The sequence below is a fragment of the Bradyrhizobium sp. HKCCYLS3077 genome, from assembly GCF_051167555.1.
GTDB lineage: Bacteria > Pseudomonadota > Alphaproteobacteria > Rhizobiales > Xanthobacteraceae > Bradyrhizobium.
Map to the genome: position 1 here is coordinate 703,702 of NZ_JBNPTH010000004.1, position 18,868 is coordinate 722,569.

Here is an 18,868-nt window from a genome sequence, read left to right on the forward strand (position 1 = left end):
CCTACTCCGCCGCCTGGACTTGCACGCCAGCCTTGGCCGCGGCTTTGGCTTCGAGCTCGCGCACCAGCGGGATCACGTGCTTGCCGAAATATGCCACCTCCTCCTGGAAATGCAGGAAGCCGAGCAGAATGAGGTCGACGCCGACGTCCTTGAGCGCGACGATGCGTTCGGCGATCTGCTGCGGCGTTCCGATCAGGTTGGTCTTGAAGCCGTCATTGTACTGGACGAGATCCTCGAAGGTCGATTTCGCCCAATTGCCCTCGCGCTCCGGCGAGGCCTTGCCGGCATTGGCCACCTCATGCGCGAAGGCGTGCACGGCCTCGGGATTGGCGTGGTCGATGATGTCCTTGAGCACGGCCTGTGCTTCGGCCTCGGTGTCCCGCGCGATGGCGAAGGCGTTGACGCCGATCTTGACCTGATGGTTGTTGGCCTTCGCCTTGGCCCTGATGTCGTCGACCTGCGCCTTGATGCCCTCGACGGAGTTGCCGTTGGTGAAGTACCAGTCGGACACGCGCGAGGCCATGTCGCGCGCCGCGCGCGAGCTGCCGCCCTGGAAGATCTCCGGCTGCGGATCGATCGGCTTCGGCTTCAGCGAGTAGTTCGTGAAGCGATAGAAGTCGCCGCGCAGATTGAAATTGTCCTCGGTCCAGATGCCGCGTAAGGCGCGGATGAACTCCTCCGAGCGGCGGTAGCGCTCGTCATGATCGAGCCAGGGCTCGCCGATCGCGGCGAACTCGCCGCGGAACCAGCCGCTGACGATGTTGACGGCGACGCGCCCCTCGGTGAGATGATTGATGGTGGCGATCTGCTTGGCGACGACGGCCGGATGCCAGGGGCCGGGCAGGATCGCCGCGATCACCTTGAGCTTCGTCGTCGCCTCCAGCAGCGCGTGGCTGAACGAGACGGACTCGTGCTGATACTCGGCGCCATAGCCGGCGGTGAAGCGGATCTGACTCAGCGCGTAGTCGAACCCGCTCGCCTCTGCGATCTGCGCCAGCTTCTTGTTGTAGCCGATGTCCCAGCTCGTGCGCTGCTCGATGTTGGAGATCACGAGGCCGCCCGAAACGTTGGGCACCCAATAGGCGAATTTGATCGACGAATCCTTGGTCGTCATAGGCTTCCCTCACTTGTCCTGATCGTCATGCATGCCGTTCCGCCTCGATGAGGACGGCCGCCGGCCTCTGCGCTGCCGGCTCGGCAGCACATTTCGGTTGACTTGATGATGTCGCGTGATGAGCAGGCCATGCCTGCCAGGTGCCGAGGCGTCGCGCGCCTCGGCCGTCATGTCAGTGCATCAACAGAACCAGGCGCAGACCGTGCGCAACAGGCTTCCATTCATGCGCGAAAACGCATCGCTGGAGTCATGGCCGTTGTTGCCGATCATGCAAATCCCCTCTGTCAATCACTGTTCGACCGACGCACGAAGTGTCGCAGAGAAGTGCTGGTGCAGCGAGTCCAAGACCGTCTCTTTTTGAATGAGGAGGTAAAAACGTCTTCCGTAGTTTGGCGCGACGTGGATCAATTTTGCTTCCGCCCCTGTTTCGGTTCCGTCGCACGAGACCTCGCCGCCGGATGCGAACTAATAAGTGCGAATTTCGGCTGTCCACCACTCGGAACAATCTCGAAATAAGAACAATGATACTGCCCGTCGGGCAAATCAGTACGAATTCTTTCAGGACATCTGAACATCCGGAGGTTGATTGGAGCGATCCAGCACTGCGCGCAGAAACGATTTTCTATCGACGCATCAAGCTGATTTGGCCTGTCCAGTCCCGCTGTCACAAATATTCCGCTTTTCCTAATCCGGATTCGGTGGTCTTCTAGGGCCATCTCCCGCTCGCAGGAGGGGCGGTTCGCGGTCGTCACGGACGTTGAGCGGGAGGAGCGGTGAACGCGATGGCAGCGCAGCGCTTGTTGCGCCGACGAACGCCGTCGTCGCGTACGGTCAAGTCGCGTGGTCCTGGCATCCCGACGCTGATGCCGCGCTGGTGCGAAAGCATCATGCGCAACGGTGACCAGAACGCCCGGCGCACCGGGGAGAACGCGAAGCAGCCGTTAAGATCGCCGCGCGGGGAATGCCGGTTGTTCGGCTGAACCTGTGGTGACTGCCGCCTGCTTTTCTTGTTGCAGGCGGGCCATGGGTTGCGGCCAGCAGCCCGGCATTCCCCGCGCCCTCCGTTTATGAGGAGGGCAAAACGGACGGATCACTCGGACGCCGCGCGTCGCGAGAATGCGAGATCATTTGCGAATGATAGAAAGCCCGAGTTTTGCGAGATGCCTCGGCACCCCCCGCTGTCATTCCGGGGCGCGCGCAGCGCGAACCCGGAATCCATACTCGCGAACGGGGTCGTTGAGCGAGCTGGAGCCACCAGCACGCCTCACACGACCGCTCGTGGTTATAGATTCCGGATTCGCGCTGCGCGCGCCCCCGGAATGACGATGTGGAAAGACCGTGGCCCCACCGACTGCCGTCATGCCCGCGAAGGCGGGCATCCAGTACGCCGCGGCTTCTCGGTCGATCCCGATGGGCTTCGACGCGGCTACCACTGCAAGGGCGCGCCGCAGTTTCAGCGAACGCGGCAAGCCGGACGATGACGGTGAGTTTGGAGTGGGAGCAGACGGCCAACCCAGGCAGGAGCAAGCCACGCACAGTCCCCGGCACAATTCCCCGTCACAACAGTTTCGCACTTACGAACAGCGTCCGCACCGCATTGGTCGCCTGCACGGTCATGATGGCGTTGTCGGCCGCCGCCTGCAGCGCCGACATCGCGGCGTCGTGCAGCGACTTGAACTCCATCCATTCGACGGCGTTGAGACTGGTGAGGAACTGATGCGCCTGCCCGACCGTCGAAATCACGACCGGCTTGCCGTTCACCTTGATGTTGAACGTTGTACGCAGACGCGTTTCCGACTTTGCGGGATCAATCATGAAGACCTTCCGGAAGATGCGACCGGCGTTGCCGCCGAGGTCGCGCCGGGGCCAAGCAACAAGCCGTCACTCGGTCTTCTGCGCGGTCCGCGTCGGGGTACCAGCCTCGAGCCCGACGACGACGACGAGTCGGTTGAACTCGCCGTCATCATACGCCTTCAGGAAGCGATCGTAATTCTTGATCGAGACGCAGCCATTCGAATCGCCCTCGGGACCCAGCATGTAAGGGTGGGTCAGCAAGCCGACCCGGCCGAGCGTCGTGCCCTCCACGACGTTCATGCGCAGGGCGCGAACGCCGTGGAACGGCTTTTCACGCGGCTTCAGGTCGTAGGTCGCGGGCGGCGTCGCGCCGACCATGCGCTGGTTCACGTGCTCCGGATCGTCGCGCAGGCTGCCCATTCCGGAATGCGCCTCGAGCCCGATGCCCGAGGGCAGATAGACCATCTTGGCCTTGATGTCGTAGACGGCGGTCCTCTCGTAGCCGAGCGCCGCGAGATCGACGCCGGAGCGGACGATACCGGCGTCCGGGCCGAGCGAGGCGAACTTGGTCGGGCTCGGCAGCAGATCCGTCAGCTTCTGCAGGATCGACCGGTCATCGGCGCGCCCCACCGCTTCGGCCGCGCTCGCCGAAACCAGGCTGGTCGGCATGTTCGCAAGCGACGGGCGCGGACGCGGCAGCGGAACGCCGGGGGCAGGCATCGCAACCGTATTGCCTTCCGTCAGCATCGGCCGCCAGTCGGCATTGTTGGGATCGCGCGCATTCGGATCACGCGACTCCATGCCCTTCACCAGCGCGGCACGGGCATCCAGCAACTGGCGATCGGTGCCGCGCAGCGCAAAGCGGTCGAGCGCGCGCACCGCGTCCTTTTCGGAATAGGCAGTCGCCGAGGCAGACGCCGGCGCAAACCGGGTTTCGAAGGTGATCGCCGGCGGCGGTGCGGCGGGCGCCGTGGCGGTGGCGACAGACGCCTGCTCGCTGCTCGCACCCACCCATGCGGCTGCGCCCGCGGCGATGGCCAGGGCGGCGAGCACAAGCGCGATCGCTTCGGAGCGCCCGAAGCGGCCACGCGTCAACAGCACCTCTACGCTTGCTTCACTGGAAGCCATCACGTCCCCGATATACCCCCCTTTCGGACCACCCGCGGAGGATGTCCGACCCCAAGGGGTACGATTCGACCCGTCATGACATAGGATGGCAAGAGTGCGGCATAATCTAGACAAAGGCCAGCCCCGATTGATCCCGGACAGCGGCCGGATGGCGCCCGGCAAAACCCGGGGGATGCCGGGGCGCCTCAGCGATTATTTCGATATCTCAACAGGTTGGAGATGCCGATGACCGAAGATGCCGCCGACCTTGGCCGATTTGCCGAGGCACAGAGTTCGATTTATTCCCGCGTGACCGCCGAACTTGCGGCCGGACGGAAGCAAAGCCACTGGATGTGGTTCATCTTTCCGCAGGTTGCAGGATTGGGCAGCTCCGCGATGGCGCAGCGCTATGCGATTCAGTCGCGGGCGGAGGCGGAGACCTATCTGGCCGATGCCGTGCTCGGCAGCCGGCTGGTCGAATGCACCCGTCTCGTCCTCGCCGTGGAAGGCAGATCGCTGCGCGAGATCATGGGCTCGCCCGACGATGTGAAATTCCGTTCCTGCATGACGCTATTCGACTCGGTGCGTCCAAACGCGGAATTCGCAACCGCGCTCGATCGCTACTGCGATGGCGAGCGCGATCCGCAGACCCTGGCCTTTCTGCAACGCGGCAGCCCCTAGCGCCGCGCGTCACAGCGGCGTCATCGGTAGCATGCTGATGAGCGACAGCCGCATCCGCCGGATTTCAGGTGATAGCCGGAATGCGAAACTTGATCGCGCCAAGATTTGCGGCTCCCATCCGCCGCATTGATTGTCCCAAGGAGACACGCTCATGAAGAAGTTTTTCCTGATTGCCGCGCTCGCGACCTTCGCCGCCGGTTCCGCCTTCGCCGAGGACAGCTGCGAGACCAAGGCCGTCGGCAAGGACGGCAAGGCGCTGTCCGGCGCGGCCAAGACCTCTTTCATGAAGAAGTGCATGGCCGATGCCTGCGAGGTGAAGGCGGTCGGCTCCGACGGCAAGAAACTCGCCGGCGCTGCCAAGACCAGCTTCATGAAGAAGTGCGAGGCTGGCGGCTGAGAGATCCGCTCGCGACACTGACACCCCGCCGGGAAGCCGGCGGGGTGATTGACAACCATCCCGCAGGTTCCATCGGAGGGAGCGTACCGCAGCCTTCTTTGACATGGTATATTGTCAGCCGAACTCCACATCGAGCTGCTCATGTCCTTCACCACCATCCTGATGTCGACGCCGAACGAGGCCTGTACCGCGTGAGTTCCGTGGAGGCCGACGCGCTCCGCCAGCGCCTGCTGGAGCTTGAAACCGAGAATGCCCGCCTGAAGGCGCGGTTCGCCGCCGACGCCGGCAAGCGCGCCGAAGCCGAAACGGCCCTCGCCGAAAGCGAGGAGCGCTACCGCACGCTGTTCAACTCGATCGATGAAGGCTTCTGCATCATCGAGTTCTTCGACGGCCCGCACGGCCCGCTCAGCGACTACGTCCATGTCGAGGCCAATCCGGCCTATGCGCTGCATGCCGGCATTCCGAACGTTGTCGGACAGAAGGTGCGCGAGATGGTGCCCGATGAAGCCGACGGCTGGGTTGAGCTGTATGGCGGCGTGTTGCGCACCGGTGAGCCGATCCGCTTCGAGCGCGAGCTGGTCGCGACCGGCCGCTACCTCGAGCTCGCGGCCTTCAGGGTCGAGCCGGCCACGAGGCGGCAGGTCGCGGTGCTGTTCCAGGACATTACAGCGCGCAAGCGCGCCGAGGCCGCGCTGCAGGAGATCAACGACACCCTGGAGGCGCGCGTCGTCGCCGCCTTGGCCGAGCGCAAGCTGCTCGCCGACATCGTCGAGGGCACCAACGCCTTCGTGCAGGTCGTCGACATGCAGTTCCGGCTGATCGCGATCAACGGCGCCGCCACCCAGGAGTTCGAACGCATCTTCGGCCTGCAGCCGAAAGTCGGCGACGATCTGGTCGCGCTCTTCAACCATCTTCCCGAGCACCAGGCTGCCGTCCGCGCCGTCTGGTCGCGCGCCCTGGCGGGCGAGGAATTCGTCGAGGTCGGCGAGTTCGGTGTGAGCGGCCGCGACCGCCGTTTCTACGAGCTGCGTTTCTCCGGGCTGCGCGACGCCACCGGACAGCAGATCGGCGCCCATCAGTTCGCCTATGACGTCACCGAGCGTCTGCGCGAGCAGGCGCGGCTGCGGGAGGCCGAGGAGGCGCTGCGCCAGTCGCAGAAGATGGAGGCGGTCGGGCAACTCACCGGCGGCATCGCCCATGACTTCAACAATCTGCTGACCGGCATCATGGGCTCGCTGGAAATGTTGCAGACGCGGATGCGGCAAGGCCGTTTCTCCGAGGTCGACCGCTATGTCGCCGCCGCCCAGGGCGCCTCGAAGCGCGCGGCGTCCTTGACGCACCGCCTGCTGGCGTTCTCGCGCCGCCAGACGCTCGATCCCAAGCCCACCGACGTCAACCGGCTGGTGATGGGTATGGAGGAACTGGTCCGCCGCACCGTCGGCCCGCAGGTTCATCTCGAAGTGGTGACCGCCGGCGGTCTCTGGCCGGCGCTGATCGATTCCTCGCAACTCGAAAGCGCCCTGCTCAATCTCTGCATCAATGCGCGCGACGCGATGCCCGAGGGCGGCCGCATCACGATCGAGACCGCCAACAAATGGCTCGACGACCGTGCTGCGCGCGAGCGCGACCTGCCGCCCGGCCAATACATCTCTCTCTGCGTCACCGATACCGGCACCGGCATGACGCCCGACGTGATCGAGCACGCCTTCGATCCGTTCTTCACGACCAAGCCGATCGGCCAGGGCACGGGCCTTGGCCTGTCGATGGTCTATGGCTTCGTGCGCCAATCCGGCGGACAGGTGCGGATCTATTCCGAAATCGATCAGGGCACGACGATGTGTCTCTATTTCCCGCGCCATTATGTCGGCGAGGCGGAAGCCACTGATCTTGCGCAGGCAAGCGCCGCGACGTCGGCGCGAACCGGACAGACCATTCTCGTCGTCGATGACGAGCCGACGGTGCGGATGCTGGTGATGGAGGTGCTCGACGAGCGCGGCTATGCCGTGATCGAGGCCAAGGACGGGCCGACCGGACTGGCCGCGCTGCAGTCGAATGCGCAGATCGATCTGCTGGTGACCGATGTGGGCCTGCCCGGCGGCATGAACGGCCGCCAGCTCGCCGACGCCGCGCGCGCGACGCGGCCGGACCTCAAGGTGCTGTTCATCACCGGCTATGCCGAGAATGCGATCCTCGGCAGCGGCCAGCTTGCGCCGGGCATGCAGGTGCTGACCAAGCCGTTCGATGTCGAGGCGCTGGCAGGACGCGTCAGGGAGATGCTGGAGAGCTGAAGATGGAGAGAGGTCACCGATGATCCCGCTCTGGCGGCATGCGGCCGTTGCAGGACTTAGCCTGTTGGCGCTGTTGCTATCGCGATCGGCATTCGCCGCGGCGCCGGAGACGGTCTACTTTACCAGCGGCGACGGCACTGAGCTGACGGGCTATCTGTTCAAGCCGGCGGGCAAGGGTCCCTTCCCTGCGATCGTCATGCTGCATGGACGCGGCGGCCCCTACTCGTCGAACGTCAACAAGGATTGCTCGCTCGTCGCCCGCACCGCACCGGCTTCGCCCTGCAATGCCGGCTCGCTGTCGAAGCGACACATGATGTGGGGCAACTACTGGGCGGAGCGCGGCTACGTGGCGCTGCTGCCCGACAGTTTCGGACCGCGCGGCAAGGCGCACGGCTTCGGCCGTCACACCCATGACGATGCCGACCGCGACGATGTCAATGAACGGACGGTGCGGCCGCTCGACGCCGAGGGCGCCCTGGCCTATCTGCGCCAGCGCGGTGACGTCACGCAGAGCCGCATCCTGCTGCAGGGCTGGTCCAACGGCGGCAGCACCAGTCTGAACGTGTTGTTCCGCCAGGGCACGCAGACAGCAGGTTTTCGCGGCGCGCTGGTGTTCTACCCCGGCTGCGGCGACAAATCGCTGCTCGGCCCGACGCTCACCTCGCGCGTGCCGATCCAGCTGTTTCTCGCGGCCGACGACGAGGAGGTGTCACCGACGCTGTGCAGCGCGATGGCCGATCGGTCCCGGCAAGCCGGCACGGCGATCGATGTCACGATCTACCCCGGCGCGACGCACGGCTTCGATGAGCCGGCCGCCAGCCGGCAGTCGATTCCGGGCAACGGCCCGGCGATGGACGACACGCTGCGTCGTGCCGCCCCGCTGGCCTTCGAATGGGTCAAACAATGAAGGGACGAACGATCAGCTGCGCAAGCCAGGCGCCTCGTGGCCGCTACGCGCGACATATTCGGTGTAGCCGCCGCCATATTGATGCAGCCCGTCCGGTGTCAGCTCCAGCACGCGGTTGGACAGCGCGGCGAGAAAGTGTCGGTCGTGCGAGACGAACAGCATTGTGCCCTCGAAGTTCGACAGCGCGGCGATCAGCATCTCCTTGGTCGCCATGTCCAGATGGTTGGTCGGCTCGTCCAGCACCAGGAAGTTCGGCGGATCATAGAGCATCTTGGCCATCACCAGCCGCGCCTTCTCGCCGCCCGACAGCACCCGGCAGCGCTTCTCGACGTCATCGCCCGAGAAGCCGAAGCAGCCCGCCAGCGCGCGCAGCGAGCCTTGGCCGGCCTGCGGGAACGAATGCTCCAGCGACTCGAACACGGTGTCCTCGCCGTCCAGGAGATCCATCGCGTGCTGCGCGAAGTAGCCCATCTTGACGCTGCCGCCGATCGTCACCGAGCCGTCATCGGGCTCGGCCGTGCCGGCGATGAGCTTCAGCAAGGTCGATTTGCCGGCGCCGTTGACGCCCATCACGCACCAGCGCTCGCGGCGGCGGATCGTGAAATCCAGCCCCTCATAGATGCGGCGGCTGCCATAGCTCTTGGACACCTTCTTCAGCGCCACCACGTCCTCGCCCGACCGCGGTGCCGGCAGGAAGTCGAACGCCACGGTTTGCCGTCGCTTCGGCGGCTCGACGCGCTCGATCTTGTCGAGCTTCTTGACCCGGCTCTGCACCTGGGCCGCGTGCGACGCCCGCGCCTTGAAGCGCTCGATGAACTTGATCTCCTTGGCGAGCATCGCCTGCTGGCGCTCATACTGCGCCTGCTGCTGCTTCTCGTTCAGCGCCCGCTGCTGCTCGTAGAAGTCATAGTCGCCCGAATAGGTCGTCAGCTGGCCGGCGTCGATCTCGATGACCTTGTTGATGATGCGGTTGATGAACTCGCGATCGTGCGAGGTCATCAGCAGCGCGCCCTCGTAACCCTTGAGAAAGTGCTCCAGCCAGATCAGGCTTTCGAGATCGAGATGGTTCGACGGCTCGTCGAGCAGCATGACATCGGGACGCATCAGCAGGATGCGGGCCAGCGCGACGCGCATCTTCCAGCCGCCGGACAAGAGGCCGACGTCCTTGTCCATCATCTCCTCGGAGAAGCCGAGGCCGGCCAGCGCCTCGCGGGCGCGGCTGTCCAGCGCGTAGCCGTCGAGTTCCTCGAACCGCGCCAGCACCTCGCCATAGCGCGCGATGATCTCGTCCATCTCGTCGGCACGCTCCGGATCGGCCATCGCCGCCTCGAGCTCCTTGAGCTCGGCGGCGACCGACGATACCGGCCCTGCCCCGTCCATCACCTCGGCCACGGCGCTGCGGCCGGACATCTCGCCGACGTCCTGATTGAAATAGCCGATCGAGATGCCGCGATCGGTCGACACCTGGCCCTCATCCGGCTGGTCGCGGCCCGAGATCATCCGGAACAGCGTCGACTTGCCGGCGCCGTTGGGGCCGACCAGCCCGATCTTCTCGCCGCGCTGGAGCGCGGCGGACGCTTCGATGAACAGGATCTGGTGGCCGACTTGCTTGCTGATGTTATCGAGGCGGATCATGTGGGCTCAGGCGGTGGACGGGATGCCGCCGCTCTTAGTCGATGCGCGCCCCCGGTGGAAGGCGCAATTTTGCACCGCAACTTTCGCCTCCGGCGGCCCCTGTCACCGCCCCTGCGGCCGGAAATCCTGGTTGCCGAACGGCTTGTCGGTGGGGATTCGAATGGCGACGTAACCGCGATCCATCGTGGCGTGGCACGCATTGCAGCCCGAGGTCAGCTCGGTCACGGCGGAGGCGAAGCGCTTGCCGTCCTTGGCGGCGATCGCGTCCGAAATCGACTGGATCGGCTGGCTCAGGGTCGTCACGTTGTTCACCGGAAGACCCGTATAGAAGATCGCCGCATCGGTGAGGCTTTGCTTCAACTGGGCCAGCTCATAGCCGGCCAGATCCCAGTTCTTGGCTTGGCCGGCGAACCACAGCTTGGCGTGCCTGACCTGCACCAGATTCATGATGTCGCCGAGACGCGGCAGATATTGGTCTGCACTGGAGCGCGATGGCACCGCCGCGAGCGACACGATCGAACAGGCCAGCGCCACACCTGCAGCCCACTTGCGATACGTCATTCGATCCCTCGCTTCCCAGATCCGAACCACTGCGATCCGAGATGGACATACCGCCGTCCCAGCGCACGGGACTTGCGATTGATCAAGGGCGGCCATACCGGCTTGGCCTCGGCCGACCGACCTTTAAAACGAATGATCCGCCGGAGCGGCTGCTCCGGCGGATCATCACGTCAGCCCCGGCCCCGGGGTATGATGTTCGGCGTCTTAGGCTGCGGCTTTCGCGCCGGTCGGAACCGTCGCGATCGTCTTCAGGACCTGAGACGCGATCTGGTAGGGGTCGCCCTGCGAGTTCGGACGACGGTCTTCCAGATAGCCCTTATAGGCGTTGTTCACGAACGAATGCGGCACGCGGATCGAGGCGCCACGGTCGGCCACACCCCAGCTGAAGGTGTCGATCGAAGCGGTCTCGTGCTTGCCGGTCAGACGCATGTGGTTGTCCGGACCGTACACGGCGATGTGGTCGGCGCGGGCCTCCTTGAAGGCGTCCATCAGCTTCTCGAAGTACTCCTTGCCGCCGACTTCGCGCATGTGCTTGGTCGAGAAGTTGCAGTGCATGCCCGAGCCGTTCCAGTCGGTGTCGCCGAGCGGCTTGCAGTGGAACTCGATGTCGATGCCGTACTTCTCGGTCAGGCGCAGCATCAGGTAGCGGGCCATCCACATCTGGTCGGCGGCGGTACGCGAGCCCTTGCCGAACACCTGGAACTCCCACTGGCCCTTCGCCACCTCGGCGTTGATGCCTTCGTGGTTGATGCCAGCCGCGAGGCAGAGGTCGAGATGCTCTTCGACGATCTTGCGGGCGACGTCGCCGACATTCTTGAAGCCGACGCCGGTGTAGTACGGACCCTGCGGAGCCGGATAGCCATACTCGGGGAAGCCGAGCGGACGGCCGTCCTTGTAGAAGAAGTACTCCTGCTCGAAGCCGAACCATGCATCCGGATCATCCAGGATGGTCGCGCGGGCGTTCGACGGATGCGGGGTCTTGCCGTCGGGCATCATGACTTCGCACATCACCAGCACGCCGTTGGTACGGCCGGCATCGGGATACACGGCGACCGGCTTCAGCACGCAGTCGGAGCTATGGCCTTCGGCCTGCATCGTCGACGAGCCGTCGAAGCCCCAAAGAGGCAGCTGTTCCAGGGTCGGGAAAGAGGAAAATTCCTTGATCTGTGTCTTGCCGCGCAAATTCGGCACCGGCTTGTAGCCGTCGAGCCAGATGTACTCGAGCTTGTATTTCGTCATTGAGCCTCTCTGTCTTATCGAAAGGTGGGAGCCCAGCAATCGAAGGCTCCCCGCTTACCCGGCCACGATCGGCCAGCGCACTCTTAAGCACGGAACGTGCCAACTGCCGCGACCTCCCGCCGCAGGCAAGGCGCGCAATCCCGGCCCCCCACGGCCCTACCGGCACACTCACAGGGTGCGGCAAAGCGGCGCGCCCGGGATTGCACGGAGCGCATGGCGACGGAACGGTGTTGTCAAAAACCCGCTTGATTCCTTGGCATTGCGGCGGCGCAAAAAACGCCGCGAACAAGGCGTCAGCAGTTCCTCGACATTTTTGAAAAGATTACCGCCAATCCTCGCAACCTTCAGTCCGGCTCAAGGGTTAGTCAGGTGCCCGTTGCTTTGCAGGAGGCAAATCCATGAATGCCTAAGAAATGCGCAAAATGTGATTTCGTTTTCATCATATTGCATTCCCCGGGGCAGCCGCCGATATCGCAAGTGGTAACCACAAGAGAACGAGTCGGGCGCACCATCATCATTGCCCGATGGGAAGGAGACTTGGAGTATGGACACCAATGTGAACGAGGGATCCGCACGGATCTATCAATTTCCGCGCGGAGGGCGGGCCGGTGTTGCGCCCCGCTCACCCGGAGTAACGTCTGCGCGGACGGTTGCGCCGTCAATCCAACCGACGATCTACAGCGGCAGCTGGTATCACGACGAGGCCATCCAGGAAGCCAAGCCGGCATGGGATCGCTAATGTCAGGCTGTACGTTGACGCAATCGCGCCACTGCTGAAGGGCCGCACCGATGAGGTTGCGGCCCTTTGCTTTTTGATCCTGTCCGGATGTGCTACAATCGCTCGCAAACGGCCGCGGGCCGCCGCGCATGCCGGATCATGGTCCGGCCGTCGCGGGTCAGGATCAACGTGACACCGCCGCCCGCATAACGTTGGCCCGACACGGCCATTCTGCGCGCCAGCGTCACCTCGCCGCCGTCGATCTGCATGAAGGCCCGGGCATCGTGAGGATAGAAGCCGACGATGAATCGCGTGCCGTCGGCGCAGCCATAGCTCGTGACAGACTGCGCGACCGCAGGCACCGCAGCGCCCGCGAACGCTGCGAACCACACGGCTGTGGTCATGATCCACTTCATCGAGCCCCCTGCTCTCTGCTACGCATGCGCTTCCCCGCTGAAAACAGCGCGCACGAACTTTCGCACAGGAAGCCTGCGTGTCATAGACTACCGGAATGTCCGATCCTCAGCCCCGCCATCTCGGCCTTCACGGCGCCAGCAACTTCAGAGATCTGGGCGGGTATCCAAGCCGCGCTGGCGGGCATGTGCGCTGGCGGCAGCTGTTTCGGTCGAACCATCTCGGCCAATTGACGGAGACCGACATCGCAGCCGTGCGCGGGCTCGGCATCCGCACGGCCTTCGACTTCCGTGGGCGCGACGAGCGTTTGGCCGGCGTCTGCGCGCTTGACGAGATCAGCGTGCGCTCCGTGCCGATCGAGCCGAGCGTCGTTCCCGCCTTGCGGGCGCGGGCAGCGGCCGGGCAGCTCACGGCCGAGGCTGCCTTGGACCTCATGCGGGAGTCGTATCGCAACTACATCCGCAGCTACACGCCCCGCTTCCGCGCGCTGTTCGATCATCTCATCCAGGACGACGCTCCCCTGGTGATCCATTGTACAGCCGGCAAGGACCGCACGGGCGTCGCGTGTGCGCTCATCCTGAAGGCGCTCGACGTCCCCCACGAGATCATTCTGCAGGACTACCTGCTGACCAACGAATTGTATCGCCGCGAGGGCGTGGCCCACCCTGATCTCCCCCTCGAAGTCTTCCAGGCGATCGGGACGGTGCAGGCCTCGTTCCTGGAGGCGGCATTCGACACCATGCGCGACGATTTCGGTGACATCGACACCTATCTGGGTGATGGCCTCGGTCTCGACGATCCGGCGCGCGCGGCGTTGCGGGAGCGCTACCTTACGGCATGAGGCGCCCTTTCAATCAGGCAGCTTGGCGCGCTCGACTGTCACGATGCGCGCCGCAGCGGCGGACTTGACGGTCCTGATCGTCATCTCCACCCGGAAGCCGAGCGCTGGCTTCGCGCTCTTTGGAATGAACAACATCGCCGCGAAGCTGAGATGCCCGTCGGCGCCGAGCTTCACCGGCAGATCCTCCCGAATCCGAAACACACGGCTCTTGTCGGATGTTTGCGGGCTCCTGGCGCGGACAGCGCCTTCTGTCAGATCGTGAAGGTCGAGCGCGACGACCGACGAATCGCTGATCGCGTAGAACCGGAACGAGTCGGTTTGCCAGCGGCTGTTCGCGACTTCGACCACCGCTCGGCTGTCCGGCGACCAGGCCGCAACCAAGTCGTAGCGGTTCGCCCGCATTTCGCCGGTCGCCCAATAGGCGCCCCCGAGCCGGCCGAGAACGTCGCCCTCCGGCAGTTTGATCAGCACATTCTCGACGTCACCAGGCGGCTCGGCCTGGCCCGACGGCAGTCCGGCTGACGTTCGCCAGCCGAAAGCGAGCTTGCGCGACGGAGCGATGGTGTCAGGAAAGACCCAAATGGCATCCCTGCCCTCGCCGCAGATGAAGCTGCGCGACTGATCAGGGATGCAGGCCGCCCCAGCGGCGAGACACGACGAGAGTGTCTGGAAGGCAACGGCGACGAGGGTGGCGAGGCGGCGCATGGCGCAGCATGTTAGCTGCAGGGCCCATGGGGCGCACGCCGGACTTTTGCGGTCTTGCAACTGCTGTATTCGCTGAAGGACGAGCGAGCGGTGGTCAGACGCGCTCGCGCGCGTCGATCAGGCCGCCTCGATGTCGGCCGTTTCGGCAGCTTCCATGGCATCGAGATCGGCAATCACCTCCTCGAAGGCGGAAATCGCCTGTTGCACAGCCGCGATCTGCATCAATTCCCAGCCGGTGACCGGACCCGCACGGTTCTGCAAGGCCACCACGAGATCGCGACGCTGCTCCTTCAACTGCACCAGCGGCAAACCATGGTCCGGCAGATGTCTCATCATGACAAAGCTCCAACGCCCCTCAAGCGGCACAGCGTCAGGCTAGCCGTCCACGCTGGCGATCCACTTACGAAAGTCCGGAAAATTTTAGCGATCAGGCCAGCGGCGCTGGCGTCGCCATGATGGCACGGGCCAGAATCAAGCTGATCTTCGCCGTGGCCGCTTCGCTCAGATGAAGGCGATCGTCGTGCCCGTCGTCGAGCGCCGACAGTGGGATCTTGCCGGTCTTGTGCCAGCCCTTCATCAGGTCCCAGCGCCGGAAGAGATTGACCTTGGCAGCCGACGTAACCTTTTCTATCCGCCGCTGGATCTCCTCGGCCCGGTCGAGGCGGTTCTGATAGGTCACGATCGCTGCCGTGTATTGCAGGTCCATGACGATGACCTCGACGGATAGCCCGGCCAACCATTGCAGGCCACGCCGCAACGCCGCCTCGACGGCATCGGGACTGTAGACCTCAGGCCGATAGGCCGCATTGGTGCCGACCTGCCAGATGACGAGGGAAGGATTCTCGGCGATCACGTCATTTTCGAAGCGCGACAGTTCCTCGGGAGACTCCTGTCCGCCGATGCCGCGATTGATAACGTCGATCATGCAGCCGAAGTTTGCCTTGCGCAGCGACTGCTCGAGACGGGCCGGAAATGCGACGATGTCATTTGTGCCAGCCGTGGACGACGAACCCAGCGCCACGATCCGGGTCTTGCGCCTGATCTCCAGACTTTGCCGGAAATGTCTGATCGAATGAGGGAAAGTAATAAAAACGTCGGGAAAATCGATGTCTTGTGCCGCGGTCATGGTCACCCCTGGCAAACCACGCTCTCTGATTGCAATTCCATGCCGCGTCCGCGCAGCCATTGCAACTCGTCGGCTTGCCAATAGTATTAGACGGTGGCGCTGCGGGGCGTGTGAACGGGGACCAGGGACGGAATGAACGGAGCAGTGATTGTCATTACCGGTGCGCAAGGAGCGCTCGGGCGCAGCGTTGCCGACCTCGCGCTGGCGCGCGGCGCGCATGTGGCCGGGATCGATCACGCGCAGGCTGAAATTCCGGCAAGCGACGACCGCATCGAACTGGGAGGCGTCGATCTCTCCGATCCGGACCAGGCCAAGGTCGCCATCGACTCCGTGGCCGCCCATTTCGGCACGCTGGACGCCCTGATCAACATCGCCGGCGCATTTGCATTCGAGACCACCGCCGAGGGCGACGACAGCGTCTGGGACAAGATGCATGCACGCAACCTGATGACCGCGCTGCACGCCTCCCGCGCCGCCATTCCGCATCTGGTGCGCTCCAATACGGGACGCATCGTCAACATCGGCGCGATGGGCGCGCTGCAGGCCGGCGCCGGCATGGGTCCTTATGCTGCCTCCAAGTCGGGCGTGCATCGGCTGACCGAGGCGCTGGCTGCCGAATGGAAGGGCAAGATCACCGTCAACGCGGTGCTGCCCTCGACGATCGATACGCCGGCCAACCGCGCCAGCATGCCGAAGGCCGATTTCGACAAATGGGTGACACCGCAGGAACTCGCGGAGGTCATTTTGTTCCTGGCCAGTGACGCCGCAAGCGGCGTGACCGGCGCGCTGATACCGGTGGTTGGCCGGGTGTAGAGCCCGCGCGTCACATCGAATACTGGACGCTGACACGACGAGTCTCGCCGGGCTAGACTCGCGCGCGCTGAGTCGCACTCATGGACCGCCCTTGGAAACCGCGCTCTACCTCCCCGTCAAACGCTTCCTCGAAAACCTTGGCTTCCTGGTCAAGGGCGAGGTCGGCGGCTGCGACGTCGTCGGGCTGAAGGGCGATGATCCGCCGGTGGTCGTGATCTGCGAGCTGAAGCAGGCCTTCAACCTCGAACTGCTGCTTCAGGCGGTCGATCGTGCCGGCGCCTGCGACGAGGTCTGGGTCGCGGCCAATCTGTCCGCGCGCGGCAAGGGCCGGGAAAGCGACGCGCGTTATCGCAACCTGTGCCGCCGCCTCGGCTTCGGCATGCTGGCCGTCACATCAGCGGGCCAGGTCGAGGTGCTGGTCCCGCCGCCCACGACAGCGCCGCGCAAGAACCCGAAGAAGCGCTCGCGTCTGGTGATCGAGCATCAGCGCCGCAAGGGCGACCCCGTCGCCGGAGGATCGACGCGCGCGCCGATCATGACCGCATACCGCCAGCAGGCGCTGGCCTGCGCTTCGGCCCTATCCGATGGACCGAAGCGCATCAAGGATCTGCGCGCCGACATTCCGGACGCATCGAAGATCCTCCAGCGCAACGTCTATGGCTGGTTCGATCGCGCCGAGCGCGGCGTGTACGGACTGACGAAAGCTGGACACGCGGCCTTGCGCCGGTGGCCTCAGGATATCCACATGCCCACGGCAGCGTTGCCGGATCGCGACATGGTGAATGCATAGCTGGGCTGCCCAGCGGATTTTATATTGCAATGCAACAATGCTGCTTCTAGGTATCCCGGACGATTCACGAGGCCACCATGAGCGAAGATTGGAACACCAAGTACGGTACGCGTCGCGTCAGGCGTGATCCCCCGACTTTGGAGGAGGCGATCTTCGCGGCGTCAGGCATCACCGACGACGTCCAGGCCCAGGCCGAGATCGCCTCGGCGCTGATGGGAATGCCGCTCGAGCAGGTGCTGCCCGAGGTCAAGAAGGCGAGCCGCGTCGCCGCGCGCACCAACACCCGTGTCATCACCGCCGACCAGGGCACGCAGCAGCGCGCCGTGGTGGTCGAGCGCCGCACGGTGCGCCGCTTCAACTTCGACAAGCGCACCGGCACCTGAGGCGCTTGCGCGCACAGCTCACCGGCGCGCGCATTCGTTTCATCCGCCCTGCTTCATCAAACGACAAAAGCGCGACAGCCATGAAGCTGCCGCGCTTTTTGTGTCGCCGAACCGTTCAGATCAAGCGGCGCGCTTGTCGTACATGCGCGTCATCAGCTTCCAGCAGGCGCGGTTCAGGTTGAAGAACGCGCGGGCCGCGGCGATCGGCGTGTCGATGACGAGCTTCGTCAGTTCGTCCTGCGGTTGCTCGGTGAGATCGATCGTACCGGTCGACTCGCCATGGCGGAATGCGAGATGCGCGCCGAACTTCAGCGCCAGCGCACGCATGGCGTGGTTCTGCGATCCCGTCGTCACGCGCAGCTTGCGATATCCCTTCCAGCGCGCTTCCGAGATGACGCGCTGAAACAGCAGGCTGCCGACACCGCGCCGGCGCACGCACGACTCCACGCTGAACGCGATCTCCGGAAGCCCGTCCTCGGACTGCTCCGGCGGATGCAATTCGGCTGCGCCGCGCACCATGCCGTTTTCCATGTAGGCGACGACGATGGTGCCGTCAGCCGCACAACGGGCCGCGTAGCGTTCGATGAAACTGTCATCGAGGAAGCCGTTGAAACGATCATGCCGGCTTTCTGAATCGAGCCGCAACAGATGATCGCGCAGCAGCGGCAGTTCCTCGTGCTGGCTGAGCGTCCGCACATAGCCGAAGCCCGGCCGGGGACGAAAAGTATCTACCTGTGACACTGCCAAAGACTCCTCTTCGAAGCCCTCCCGCACAGACGTCTTTCCCTAGACAGGGGCTATATTGTGCATCGCAGCATCCATTGCAAGCCCTGCTCTCTACGGTGAGATCATGCGGCCATGCGCGGATCGCGTGAGTTAACAACTCGTTTGTGTACGAATCATCACAGCACGAGCTGGGTCTGTGTCACGATCGCCACCAGCTTACCGTCACCGGTCTCGATTCGGGTCTGCCAGACCTGGGTCCGGCGGCCCCGATGCACCGGCGTCGCGGTCGCGGTCACGACGGTCCCTTCCCTGGCGCCGCCGATGAAGTTCGTCTTGCTCTCGATGGTGGTGGTGCCCTTGGCGTCCTCGGGCAGGTTGATGACCGTCGCTGCCGCGCCAACGGAATCGGCGAGCGCCATGACGGCGCCACCATGGATCGTCTGATGCAGCGTGCAGAGGTCGGGACGCACCTGCATGACCGCAACGACCCGCTCGGCGCTGGCCTCGGTGAAGACGACGCCCTTCAGTTCCGCGAACGGCATCTTCATCGACTTGATCTTGTCGAGCGGCGTCATGCTTCTCCCTCCTCTTCATCGCACGGCACCTCTTCGCGTGCCTTCAGCGCATCT

The 18,868-nt window shown here is 64.4% G+C and carries 22 protein-coding genes; 10 read left to right on the plus strand and 12 right to left on the minus strand.

Going from position 1 to position 18,868, the window contains the following annotated elements; translation table 11 throughout:
* Window position 1: 1 nt before the first annotated feature.
* Entirely contained in the window at window positions 2-1,114 is a 1,113-nt protein-coding gene (gene sfnG, locus ACQR0Z_RS19435) for a dimethylsulfone monooxygenase SfnG (RefSeq protein ID WP_434861309.1), read from the minus strand.
* A gap of 782 nt (window positions 1,115-1,896) precedes the next feature.
* Between sfnG and ACQR0Z_RS19440 the strand changes: the two genes are divergently transcribed.
* A complete protein-coding gene (locus tag ACQR0Z_RS19440; RefSeq protein WP_434861308.1) occupies window positions 1,897-2,094 on the plus strand; it encodes a hypothetical protein in 198 nt (65 codons plus the stop codon).
* A 577-nt stretch (window positions 2,095-2,671) separates the two neighbouring features.
* Here ACQR0Z_RS19440 and ACQR0Z_RS19445 read toward each other — a convergent pair.
* Entirely contained in the window at window positions 2,672-2,929 is a 258-nt protein-coding gene (locus ACQR0Z_RS19445; RefSeq protein WP_434861307.1) for a hypothetical protein, read from the minus strand.
* Between the two features lie 66 nt (window positions 2,930-2,995).
* Entirely contained in the window at window positions 2,996-4,036 is a 1,041-nt protein-coding gene (locus ACQR0Z_RS19450; protein ID WP_434919686.1) for a DUF2778 domain-containing protein, read from the minus strand.
* Window positions 4,037-4,261: 225 nt separating this feature from the next.
* Here ACQR0Z_RS19450 and ACQR0Z_RS19455 point away from each other — a divergent pair, with 225 nt between their 5' ends.
* From ACQR0Z_RS19455 to ACQR0Z_RS19470, 4 genes are all read left to right on the plus strand, one after another.
* On the plus strand, window positions 4,262-4,696 hold the full coding sequence (locus ACQR0Z_RS19455) for a DUF1810 domain-containing protein (RefSeq protein WP_434919687.1): 435 nt from the start codon (window positions 4,262-4,264) through the stop codon (window positions 4,694-4,696).
* A 151-nt stretch (window positions 4,697-4,847) separates the two neighbouring features.
* On the plus strand, window positions 4,848-5,093 hold the full coding sequence (locus ACQR0Z_RS19460) for a hypothetical protein (RefSeq protein WP_434861304.1): 246 nt from the start codon (window positions 4,848-4,850) through the stop codon (window positions 5,091-5,093).
* 191 nt (window positions 5,094-5,284) lie between these two features.
* Entirely contained in the window at window positions 5,285-7,381 is a 2,097-nt protein-coding gene (locus tag ACQR0Z_RS19465; protein ID WP_434919688.1) for a PAS domain-containing protein, read from the plus strand.
* 19 nt (window positions 7,382-7,400) lie between these two features.
* Window positions 7,401-8,288: a dienelactone hydrolase family protein gene (locus tag ACQR0Z_RS19470; protein ID WP_434919689.1), complete on the plus strand. Its 888-nt coding sequence runs from the start codon at window positions 7,401-7,403 to the stop codon at window positions 8,286-8,288.
* Window positions 8,289-8,300: 12 nt separating this feature from the next.
* On the opposite strand, the gene abc-f is transcribed toward ACQR0Z_RS19470, so the two are convergent.
* The 3 genes from abc-f to ACQR0Z_RS19485 form a co-directional block, all read right to left on the minus strand.
* Entirely contained in the window at window positions 8,301-9,923 is a 1,623-nt protein-coding gene (gene abc-f, locus ACQR0Z_RS19475) for a ribosomal protection-like ABC-F family protein (RefSeq protein WP_434919690.1), read from the minus strand.
* A gap of 102 nt (window positions 9,924-10,025) precedes the next feature.
* A complete protein-coding gene (locus ACQR0Z_RS19480; RefSeq protein ID WP_434919691.1) occupies window positions 10,026-10,484 on the minus strand; it encodes a hypothetical protein in 459 nt (152 codons plus the stop codon).
* Between the two features lie 204 nt (window positions 10,485-10,688).
* A complete protein-coding gene (locus ACQR0Z_RS19485; RefSeq protein ID WP_434861299.1) occupies window positions 10,689-11,723 on the minus strand; it encodes a glutamine synthetase beta-grasp domain-containing protein in 1,035 nt (344 codons plus the stop codon).
* A 544-nt stretch (window positions 11,724-12,267) separates the two neighbouring features.
* Here ACQR0Z_RS19485 and ACQR0Z_RS19490 point away from each other — a divergent pair.
* Complete coding sequence (locus tag ACQR0Z_RS19490; protein ID WP_434861298.1) at window positions 12,268-12,462, plus strand: DUF2735 domain-containing protein; 195 nt, start codon at window positions 12,268-12,270, stop codon at window positions 12,460-12,462.
* Between the two features lie 92 nt (window positions 12,463-12,554).
* Here the strand turns inward: ACQR0Z_RS19490 and ACQR0Z_RS19495 are convergent, their stop codons facing one another.
* Complete coding sequence (locus tag ACQR0Z_RS19495) at window positions 12,555-12,857, minus strand: MliC family protein (RefSeq protein ID WP_434919692.1); 303 nt, start codon at window positions 12,855-12,857, stop codon at window positions 12,555-12,557.
* Between the two features lie 95 nt (window positions 12,858-12,952).
* Between ACQR0Z_RS19495 and ACQR0Z_RS19500 the strand changes: the two genes are divergently transcribed.
* Entirely contained in the window at window positions 12,953-13,696 is a 744-nt protein-coding gene (locus ACQR0Z_RS19500; protein WP_434919693.1) for a tyrosine-protein phosphatase, read from the plus strand.
* A 9-nt stretch (window positions 13,697-13,705) separates the two neighbouring features.
* Here ACQR0Z_RS19500 and ACQR0Z_RS19505 read toward each other — a convergent pair whose 3' ends face one another.
* From ACQR0Z_RS19505 to ACQR0Z_RS19515, 3 genes are all read right to left on the minus strand, one after another.
* On the minus strand, window positions 13,706-14,401 hold the full coding sequence (locus ACQR0Z_RS19505) for a hypothetical protein (RefSeq protein ID WP_434919694.1): 696 nt from the start codon (window positions 14,399-14,401) through the stop codon (window positions 13,706-13,708).
* A 117-nt stretch (window positions 14,402-14,518) separates the two neighbouring features.
* On the minus strand, window positions 14,519-14,737 hold the full coding sequence (locus ACQR0Z_RS19510; RefSeq protein WP_012044361.1) for a hypothetical protein: 219 nt from the start codon (window positions 14,735-14,737) through the stop codon (window positions 14,519-14,521).
* 91 nt (window positions 14,738-14,828) lie between these two features.
* Window positions 14,829-15,527 carry an SGNH/GDSL hydrolase family protein gene (locus ACQR0Z_RS19515; RefSeq protein WP_434861294.1) on the minus strand — a complete coding sequence of 233 codons (699 nt, stop codon included), beginning with the start codon at window positions 15,525-15,527 and terminating at the stop codon, window positions 14,829-14,831.
* Between the two features lie 132 nt (window positions 15,528-15,659).
* Between ACQR0Z_RS19515 and ACQR0Z_RS19520 the strand changes: the two genes are divergently transcribed.
* The 3 genes from ACQR0Z_RS19520 (at window position 15,660) to ACQR0Z_RS19530 (ending at window position 17,513) form a co-directional block, all read left to right on the plus strand.
* Window positions 15,660-16,340, plus strand: a complete 681-nt coding sequence (locus ACQR0Z_RS19520; protein ID WP_434861293.1) for an SDR family oxidoreductase — start codon at window positions 15,660-15,662, stop codon at window positions 16,338-16,340.
* Between the two features lie 91 nt (window positions 16,341-16,431).
* Entirely contained in the window at window positions 16,432-17,130 is a 699-nt protein-coding gene (locus ACQR0Z_RS19525; RefSeq protein ID WP_434919695.1) for a DUF2161 domain-containing phosphodiesterase, read from the plus strand.
* Window positions 17,131-17,207: 77 nt separating this feature from the next.
* The gene (locus ACQR0Z_RS19530) at window positions 17,208-17,513 is read left to right on the plus strand and encodes a hypothetical protein (RefSeq protein WP_434861291.1); all 306 of its coding nucleotides are present in this window, start codon (window positions 17,208-17,210) and stop codon (window positions 17,511-17,513) included.
* Window positions 17,514-17,633: 120 nt separating this feature from the next.
* Here ACQR0Z_RS19530 and ACQR0Z_RS19535 read toward each other — a convergent pair whose 3' ends face one another.
* Together ACQR0Z_RS19535 and ACQR0Z_RS19540 are read right to left on the minus strand one after the other, a co-directional pair.
* The gene (locus tag ACQR0Z_RS19535) at window positions 17,634-18,287 is read right to left on the minus strand and encodes a GNAT family N-acetyltransferase (protein ID WP_434861290.1); all 654 of its coding nucleotides are present in this window, start codon (window positions 18,285-18,287) and stop codon (window positions 17,634-17,636) included.
* A 128-nt stretch (window positions 18,288-18,415) separates the two neighbouring features.
* Window positions 18,416-18,814 (minus strand): PaaI family thioesterase, encoded by a 399-nt coding sequence (locus tag ACQR0Z_RS19540; RefSeq protein ID WP_434919696.1) that lies wholly within the window; start codon window positions 18,812-18,814, stop codon window positions 18,416-18,418.
* Window positions 18,815-18,868: the final 54 nt, after the last annotated feature.

Excerpts from the sequence above, each read along its gene's own strand:
- ACQR0Z_RS19440 (WP_434861308.1), top strand. The coding sequence starts at position 1,897 with ATGGCAGCGCAGCGCTTGTTGCGCCGACGAACGCCGTCGTCGCGTACG.
- ACQR0Z_RS19530 (WP_434861291.1), top strand. The coding sequence starts at position 17,208 with ATGAGCGAAGATTGGAACACCAAGTACGGTACGCGTCGCGTCAGGCGT.
- ACQR0Z_RS19455 (WP_434919687.1), top strand. The coding sequence starts at position 4,262 with ATGACCGAAGATGCCGCCGACCTTGGCCGATTTGCCGAGGCACAGAGT.
- ACQR0Z_RS19520 (WP_434861293.1), top strand. The coding sequence starts at position 15,660 with ATGAACGGAGCAGTGATTGTCATTACCGGTGCGCAAGGAGCGCTCGGG.
- ACQR0Z_RS19450 (WP_434919686.1), bottom strand. The coding sequence starts at position 4,036 with ATGGCTTCCAGTGAAGCAAGCGTAGAGGTGCTGTTGACGCGTGGCCGC.
- ACQR0Z_RS19540 (WP_434919696.1), bottom strand. The coding sequence starts at position 18,814 with ATGACGCCGCTCGACAAGATCAAGTCGATGAAGATGCCGTTCGCGGAA.
- ACQR0Z_RS19445 (WP_434861307.1), bottom strand. The coding sequence starts at position 2,929 with ATGATTGATCCCGCAAAGTCGGAAACGCGTCTGCGTACAACGTTCAAC.
- ACQR0Z_RS19495 (WP_434919692.1), bottom strand. The coding sequence starts at position 12,857 with ATGAAGTGGATCATGACCACAGCCGTGTGGTTCGCAGCGTTCGCGGGC.
- ACQR0Z_RS19480 (WP_434919691.1), bottom strand. The coding sequence starts at position 10,484 with ATGACGTATCGCAAGTGGGCTGCAGGTGTGGCGCTGGCCTGTTCGATC.
- ACQR0Z_RS19505 (WP_434919694.1), bottom strand. The coding sequence starts at position 14,401 with ATGCGCCGCCTCGCCACCCTCGTCGCCGTTGCCTTCCAGACACTCTCG.
- ACQR0Z_RS19500 (WP_434919693.1), top strand. The coding sequence starts at position 12,953 with ATGTCCGATCCTCAGCCCCGCCATCTCGGCCTTCACGGCGCCAGCAAC.
- ACQR0Z_RS19510 (WP_012044361.1), bottom strand. The coding sequence starts at position 14,737 with ATGATGAGACATCTGCCGGACCATGGTTTGCCGCTGGTGCAGTTGAAG.
- sfnG (WP_434861309.1), bottom strand. The coding sequence starts at position 1,114 with ATGACGACCAAGGATTCGTCGATCAAATTCGCCTATTGGGTGCCCAAC.
- abc-f (WP_434919690.1), bottom strand. The coding sequence starts at position 9,923 with ATGATCCGCCTCGATAACATCAGCAAGCAAGTCGGCCACCAGATCCTG.
- ACQR0Z_RS19515 (WP_434861294.1), bottom strand. The coding sequence starts at position 15,527 with ATGACCGCGGCACAAGACATCGATTTTCCCGACGTTTTTATTACTTTC.
- ACQR0Z_RS19470 (WP_434919689.1), top strand. The coding sequence starts at position 7,401 with ATGATCCCGCTCTGGCGGCATGCGGCCGTTGCAGGACTTAGCCTGTTG.
- ACQR0Z_RS19460 (WP_434861304.1), top strand. The coding sequence starts at position 4,848 with ATGAAGAAGTTTTTCCTGATTGCCGCGCTCGCGACCTTCGCCGCCGGT.
- ACQR0Z_RS19490 (WP_434861298.1), top strand. The coding sequence starts at position 12,268 with ATGGACACCAATGTGAACGAGGGATCCGCACGGATCTATCAATTTCCG.
- ACQR0Z_RS19485 (WP_434861299.1), bottom strand. The coding sequence starts at position 11,723 with ATGACGAAATACAAGCTCGAGTACATCTGGCTCGACGGCTACAAGCCG.